This is a genomic window from Micromonospora sp. NPDC023814 (genome assembly GCF_040639595.1).
Taxonomy (GTDB): domain Bacteria; phylum Actinomycetota; class Actinomycetes; order Mycobacteriales; family Micromonosporaceae; genus Micromonospora.
The window spans coordinates 1-6,384 of record NZ_JBFAAF010000139.1 but is presented as its reverse complement, the minus strand read 5'-3'; the positions used below and the strand labels follow the sequence as shown (position 1 = coordinate 6,384).

Genomic DNA, 6,384 nt, shown 5'->3' with positions numbered 1-6,384 from the left:
CCGCGCACGGCCGCAACATCATGCACGCCCTCACCGAACTCGCCACCGGCCGTCCCTGGCTACCCGCAACCGGAACGACCACCTGATCAGTCACCTCGCGCGTACGGCCGCGAACCTCCCCGTCCGGAGGCTGTCCTGGCCGACCGACGGCGCGCGCGCCACCGCGGACCTCGATGTGGCGCCCCACACCCGTCCGGCCGGCGATCACCTCGTGGTCATCGGCGAACTGCGCGGCTCCTGCCGGTGCCGGCGTCGGCCACCGCGGTACGGCACGCGTCAGTTCTTCCTGCCCGCACCCCAAAGCCTGCGACCGCCGAGGTGATGATGCCGTCGAATCTCGCCCTGTCCCTGCACTTCTTCCTCCAACTCGCGGTGGTGCTGTTCACCTGCTGGTCGGTCGGACTCCTCCTCCGCCGACTCGGTCAGCCACAGGTCGTCGCCGACATGGTCGCGGGTTTCCTGCTGGGGCCGACACTGCTCGGTCTCCTGCTGCCCGCCCTGCAAGGCTGGCTGTTCCCGACCACGCTGCATCTGGACGCCGGCGACGCCGGTAGCCGCATCGCCCACCCTTCGCTGATCGTGCTCTACGTGGCCGGTCAACTCGGTCTGGTCCTGTACATGTTCGTCGTCGGGATGTCGTTCCGCACCGACGTGCTCACGGGACATCTCCGTTCGGCGCTCGGGTCGTCCGTCGCCGGCGTCATCGCACCGATCGCCACCGGCGCGGTGCTGGGCTGGGTGCTGGCCAGCGACCGGACCTTCTTCGACGAGAAGTTGTCCGCCTGGCAGGCGGCCCTCTTCGTCGGCACGGCAATGGCGATCACCGCCTTTCCGATGTTGGCGCGCATCATCCACGAGAACAATCTCGGCGGCAGCCCCACCGGGACGGTGGCTTTGGCGTGCGCCGCCGTCGACGACACCGTCGCCTGGGTCCTGCTGGCCGTGGTGGTCTCCTCGGCCCAGGGTGACGCGTCGGTCGCGCTGCTCGCCCTCGGCGGCGGCTTGGTCTACGTCCTCGTGGTCCTGACCGTGGGTCGCACCCTGTCCGCCAGGCTCGCCCGCTGGGCCATGGACGACAACGGACTGCGTCCCGCCGGGCTCATCACCACGATGATCATCCTGCTGCTCTGTGCCGCGTACACCGAGGCGGTCGGGATCTACGCGGTGGTGGGGGCCTTCCTGTTCGGCGTCGCCATACCCCGTGGCCGCTTCACCGAGGCCCTGCGGACCTGCATCGAACCGGTCACGGTCCGGCTGCTGCTACCGACGTTCTTCGTCTACTCCGGCCTGGCCACGCAGTTCAGCGTGTTGACGGATCCCGGTGTGCTGCTGGTCCTGGTGATCGTGGTCCTGGTGGCCTTCCTGAGCAAGGGTGTGGCGTGCACCATCGGTGCCCGCACGGCCGGTCTGCCGTGGGGCTCCGCGGCCTCGGTCGGCGCCCTGATGAACGCGCGCGGACTGATGGAACTCGTCCTGCTGAACATCGGCCTGGAGAAGGGACTGGTGACGCCGGCGCTGTACACCCGTCCTGGCCCTGATGACCGTCATCACCACGCTGGCGGCCACACCGCTGTACTTCTTCATCCAACGTCGGACGGGATCACCGACCCCACCGGTCTCCGACGGCGACGTCGTGGCGGAGACGGAAGTCGGTCACGCGACCGGGGCACCACGGGAGCCGTCCGCTCAACCTCGTTGAGCCGGCTCAGGACGGGCACGCGGGGCGTGATCCTGGCCGCGCTCGGAGTGTCGGCGCGCCAACCACAGACGGTGGGCGAACAGCATCCCGTAGCCGGCGAGAACCGCGCCGAGCACGGCCAGCGCACCACCGTCCGCGGAGCGGCGCGCCGCATCCAGGATCACGCCCAGCATCGCCGCCGCGACGATCAGGGACACGTGGTTCGAGGCCCAGAACACCACCGGTGTCATGCGCCGGGGGTCGAGGTCACGCATCGCACCGCCCCGGAGTTGCCCGACGAGCCAGGCCGACAGCAGCGCGGTGGCGGCCATCGCCGCCCAGACCAGCCACGGCACCCAGCCGAGCAACGCGAAGACGGTGAGCGTCGCGTACCCGACCAGCTGTGCCCCGACGATCACCCGCACCGCCGGCCGGTAACCGATGATGACGGGCAGCGTGCGCTTGCCGACCATCGCGTCCGATCGGCGGTCGCCCAGGTTCATCACCATCATCCGCGCGACCTGCAGCACCGCGGTGGGCGCCAGCACGGCCAACAGCAGCATCGGTACGGTGCCGGTCTGGAGCACCACCGCGACGGCCGGCCACAGGCCGTTGAGTATCGCGGCGACCGTCATCTCCCCCGCGCCCCGGTAGTTCAGCCGCAACGGTGGCGCCGTGTAGAACCAGGCCAGCACCACGGCCGCGGCGGCGAGCACGCGCGCCTGCCAGGACGGCATGACAGCCACCATCAACGCCGACACGCCGAACAGGACGATTCCGGCGCGCAGCGACACCACGGGTGCGACCACCCCGTCGACGAGGGCCCGGCTGCCGCCCGTCCACGGCGTGAAGTAGACGTTCGCCCGGTCGGCCGCCAGGTCGAAATACTCGTTGCAGTAGTGCGTCATGACGTGGACCGTCCACGCGAACAGTTGCGCGACGGCGTACCACGTGAGATCGAGCGGATAGCCCTGGTGCACCGACACCGCCACGGCAAGACCCACCGGCAGGAGGTTGTACAGCAGGAAGCGGAGCCGGGCCAGTCGGACGAAACCCCGCCACGGAGCTTCGCCCCGCCCTTCCACCGGCCCGACGGCAGGCCGGCGAGGTCCTGCCAACGACCGAGATCCCGACAACGCGTCCATCGTGCAGCGCCTCCCCCGTGCTCAGACCGCGACCACAACCTTCGTCTCCGCGAACGACAATCGCCACGATCTGTCGGGTAGGCGTCCATCGCCACTGCGGCACGCGTCCGTCGTCCCAACCCCGACTGCGGCCGTGGCCCTCACGATCGTCACAGGCCGCAAACCATTGGCCTGAGGGCAAAGACCTCAGCCAAAATGCCCTACGTGGCCAATGACGAGAAGCTGCCTCTCGCCGACCTGCTGGCGCTCGGGAAGTTGGCCTACCTCCGCCAGCGCTCACTGAGCAACCCGCGCTACCGAAACGCCAACTACGTCCGGCTCCACGTGACGCCGGGCTATCTCCGCTGGAACCGGCCCTCGGTCTTTGATCCGCACTTGGAGTCCGTGCAGCGTGGCCTCGCCATCTTCGAGCGACTCGCCAAGCGCCACGACCCGGAGGCCACCCGTGCCTGGCAAGCAGTCCTCGCTGCCGTGGACCTCCTGTTGGCCGAGGGGCAGCATCGGGCTGGGCATCGCATCCGACCAAGACGAATCTGACCGGTCGCTGTCGTTGGCCTCGTGCGGCCCGCCGCGCCGGCGATGCCGGCCGGAGACCGCCAGCAGGCCGGCACGGTCGGCCGCAGTGTGCTTGCGCGACGCCTTATGCGGACTGCTGTTTCGACCCGCGCCGCCGGGCGGCGGCCACGAGCAGGAGCTGACCGCCGATGACCCTCGGTCTCCGTCACCGCGGGCACGCAACGGGCACGGCCGACCTGGCTTGATCGCGCTCGCGCCGTGAGCTTGAGCGTGTGGAGTCGGCTGTCCGGTGGCAAGTCGCGTAGCGGCGCGGCTTGCCACCGCCCCGCCCTCGGCGGCGGCCAGCCACTTCTCGCGATCGTCACGGGCGGCTTTCGCATGGGCAAGCCGCCCTACTTAGAAGAATTCGAGTGAGCAGATGGCCTGCCTGCCCTGATGCCTCCGTCCACCGGGCGGCTCGTCTCACGACACGTCCGGGTCGGCATGCTCGGCCCGACAGCGGCTTGCGGCGGCGGCGTCGATGAGGGAGTTGTCGAGAAGCCAGTCGACGGCGCGGCGGGTCGCCCGGGCATGGTGGAAGGCGTGCCAGGCTGTCAGCAGGTGCGGATACTCCTCGTGCAGTTCGTCCTTGAACCGGCGGAAGGCGCCCCTGCCCTGGATGGCTCGCTGGAGCCTGCGTCCCGCCTGCTCGTCGCTGACGCGCTCGGCGAAGTCGGCCATGTCGCGGTGCCAGACGGAGGGCGGTAGCGCCTCGATCGGGACCAGGTCGAGTTCGTCGAGGTCCACCGGCGTCTTCCCGTCGATACCGCCGTCGGCCGTCCACATCATGATTTCTCCGCTGGCGGGGTCGATGAGCCAGCGGTACTCGTACGCGCCCTGGTCCTGCAGCGCCATGGCGATCTCTTCGAGATCGAGGTGGCGTACGTCGAGCATGGTGTCCACTCCCGTTGCCGTGGTCGTCGGCAACCACGATAGGTGCGCTTTCCTCTCGGCCGCGAGACTGCCGGCCCGGCCGATCATCAACGCCCGCCGAGCCACCGCCGGTGGTCAGCTCGCCACCGGTCATCTGTCCATCTCAGCGGACCGCGACCGGCCTCGGGAACGCGCCACCCTATCGTGTGGGGCGTGCCGAATAACCAGGATCTGGACAACGCGATCGAGGCGATCGTCGTCGACGCCTACGGTGCCGACGAGCAACACAACGCGTTCCTCGCCGTGATCGAGGACGAAACACTCCTGCCCACCGCGGCCACCCTGCTGCGCACCCCGGTCACCGTCACCTCGATCGACTACACGAACGAGGCACGCGGCATCGTCGCCACCTGCCAAGGCCCGGATGGCGCGGACGAGGTCACTCTCGCCGACCTGGCGTTCCCGCCGCACACGGTGACCGCCTGGATCCACGCCGCCTACCGACGTCATCTCGGCCTCACGCCGTTCCCGGCCCGGCCCAGGCCCGAGTGGACCTGGCCCAGCACCTGACGGCGCCTCAGCGACGGCGGGCGTACGCGGCCAGCCGCTCGCTGACCGGGCTGACCCGCGGTCGCGGCACTCGTCGGAAGTGCTCCGGCTTGTACGCGCGGAGAAGTTCCTCGCCATCGCGGGCCCAGTCGAAACGCGGCTTCTTCAACAGCCGGCGGAACACCACAGTGGCCCGCTCGGGGTCACGAGCGGCCAGCCGACGCAGCACCAGCGGGCCGACGCTGTCATCGTTCAGGTACGCCAGCGTGTGTTCCCGGTAGCGGCGACGCCGCAGCAGTTCCGGGTCCGCGAACGCCGCCTCCACCAGGGCGAACTCGGCGTAGAAACTCAACCCGTCGACCTCGTCGTAGATCATCGCCACCGTCTCCGCCTCCACGACATCCGGTGGCAACTCGAACCGCGTGGTCTCGTCACCGGCCACGACCGACGGCGTGCCAGTCACCTCCGCACGGCAGAACGCGCGGTATTCGGAAATCCGGTCGACCACCTGGTCGCCGGCCACCACCACCAGGTCGCTGCCGAAGAACCGTACGAACCGGTCCCGGTCCTGGCGTTGCAGCTCCCACGCCTGGGCCAGCTTCTCCGGGTTCCGGTACACCGCCTCCGGCGCACGCAGCGACATCTCCAACGCCATCTCGTACGCGACGTCACACTCCTGCGCCCGCCACACACTCATCGGGCCGCTGATCATCCACTCCTCGCCCACCGCCACCAGCCGAGCGATCAGAAATGATCGACGCGGTGACCGCCGGAACACAGTCGGACCCATGTTGGAACGCACCCGGTAGGTCAACTCATCCACGAGGTTGACCACCACCAGCGCCGCACCGTCGCGACCCTGCACCTCGAACGGCCCCTGCACCACGTCCCGCCACCCGAGCAGCATCCGCCGCTCCTGCTCGGGCAACTCCGGGTGCGCGGCGACGAACTGCTCCACCACCGTCCGACCGTTACGTAGCCGATGTTCCAGGACGAAGTAGTCCCACAGGACCATCAGAGCGTGCTCGTCGAGTGGTACGCGCCCGTCGCGCTGGTCCGCCAGCACATCATCGAACGCCCGGTCATAACGCCGCTGCTGCGAGAACGCCACCAGCTGCTTCTTCAGCTCACCCGCACGGTCGAACAGATCATCATCAACGGCGATCGGCACGCCCTGTTCCTACCACGACGCGGCAGTCTCGAGATGCACCCCCGGCCCATCGAGACCACGATGTGGCGCCAGCCGATGCCCTGACGAGAGAAGAAGGGGTTGCCGAGCCACCGGGCCCGCACCGCGAACCCTCGGGGCTCGGGGACCACATGTTCGTCCGGGCCGTACGCCGCGAAGAGGTATTCCTCCGCCGACATCGATCGCGAGGCCGCCACGTACCGCCGGTTGTTCTCCAGCGCCGCGGATTGTCAGCGCCCTGGGCCACCGAGCCAGGTTGCGTCGGGGCGCGGCGTCGTGGCGGCAGGGGTGGCCGGCGGGCTAGGTGTACTGCCCAGGGACGTTGGTCAACCTGGTGATGGGCGGCTTGCCGCCGGTTGCGGTGTGGGGTCGGTGGTGATTGTAGTGATGCAGGA

The 6,384-nt window shown here is 69.2% G+C and carries 6 protein-coding genes and 1 pseudogene; 4 read left to right on the top strand and 3 right to left on the bottom strand.

The window, feature by feature from the left end; translation table 11 throughout:
* Positions 1–321: 321 nt before the first annotated feature.
* Positions 322–1,509, top strand: a pseudogene (locus tag AB0G14_RS34200) (cation:proton antiporter); the annotation flags it as partial.
* A 177-nt stretch (positions 1,510–1,686) separates the two neighbouring features.
* Here AB0G14_RS34200 and AB0G14_RS34195 read toward each other — a convergent pair.
* Positions 1,687–2,823 (bottom strand): prenyltransferase, encoded by a 1,137-nt coding sequence (locus tag AB0G14_RS34195; RefSeq protein WP_357704707.1) that lies wholly within the window; start codon positions 2,821–2,823, stop codon positions 1,687–1,689.
* A 204-nt stretch (positions 2,824–3,027) separates the two neighbouring features.
* Here AB0G14_RS34195 and AB0G14_RS34190 point away from each other — a divergent pair, with 204 nt between their 5' ends.
* A complete protein-coding gene (locus AB0G14_RS34190; RefSeq protein ID WP_357704705.1) occupies positions 3,028–3,360 on the top strand; it encodes a hypothetical protein in 333 nt (110 codons plus the stop codon).
* 441 nt (positions 3,361–3,801) lie between these two features.
* Here the strand turns inward: AB0G14_RS34190 and AB0G14_RS34185 are convergent, their stop codons facing one another.
* Positions 3,802–4,272, bottom strand: coding sequence for a UPF0158 family protein (locus tag AB0G14_RS34185; RefSeq protein WP_357704703.1), 471 nt, complete (start codon positions 4,270–4,272; stop codon positions 3,802–3,804).
* A 192-nt stretch (positions 4,273–4,464) separates the two neighbouring features.
* On the opposite strand from AB0G14_RS34185, the gene AB0G14_RS34180 reads away from it, so the two are divergent.
* On the top strand, positions 4,465–4,821 hold the full coding sequence (locus AB0G14_RS34180) for a hypothetical protein (RefSeq protein ID WP_357704701.1): 357 nt from the start codon (positions 4,465–4,467) through the stop codon (positions 4,819–4,821).
* 7 nt (positions 4,822–4,828) lie between these two features.
* Here AB0G14_RS34180 and AB0G14_RS34175 read toward each other — a convergent pair whose 3' ends face one another.
* On the bottom strand, positions 4,829–5,815 hold the full coding sequence (locus AB0G14_RS34175; RefSeq protein WP_357704699.1) for a hypothetical protein: 987 nt from the start codon (positions 5,813–5,815) through the stop codon (positions 4,829–4,831).
* 6 nt (positions 5,816–5,821) lie between these two features.
* On the opposite strand from AB0G14_RS34175, the gene AB0G14_RS34170 reads away from it, so the two are divergent.
* A complete protein-coding gene (locus tag AB0G14_RS34170; protein ID WP_357704697.1) occupies positions 5,822–6,055 on the top strand; it encodes a hypothetical protein in 234 nt (77 codons plus the stop codon).
* The last annotated feature ends 329 nt before the right edge of the window (positions 6,056–6,384 follow it).

Bases quoted from the DNA above. Each gene is read 5' to 3' on its own strand.
- AB0G14_RS34175 (WP_357704699.1), bottom strand. From the start codon at position 5,815: ATGGTCCTGTGGGACTACTTCGTCCTGGAACATCGGCTACGTAACGGT.
- AB0G14_RS34185 (WP_357704703.1), bottom strand. From the start codon at position 4,272: ATGCTCGACGTACGCCACCTCGATCTCGAAGAGATCGCCATGGCGCTG.
- AB0G14_RS34195 (WP_357704707.1), bottom strand. From the start codon at position 2,823: ATGGACGCGTTGTCGGGATCTCGGTCGTTGGCAGGACCTCGCCGGCCT.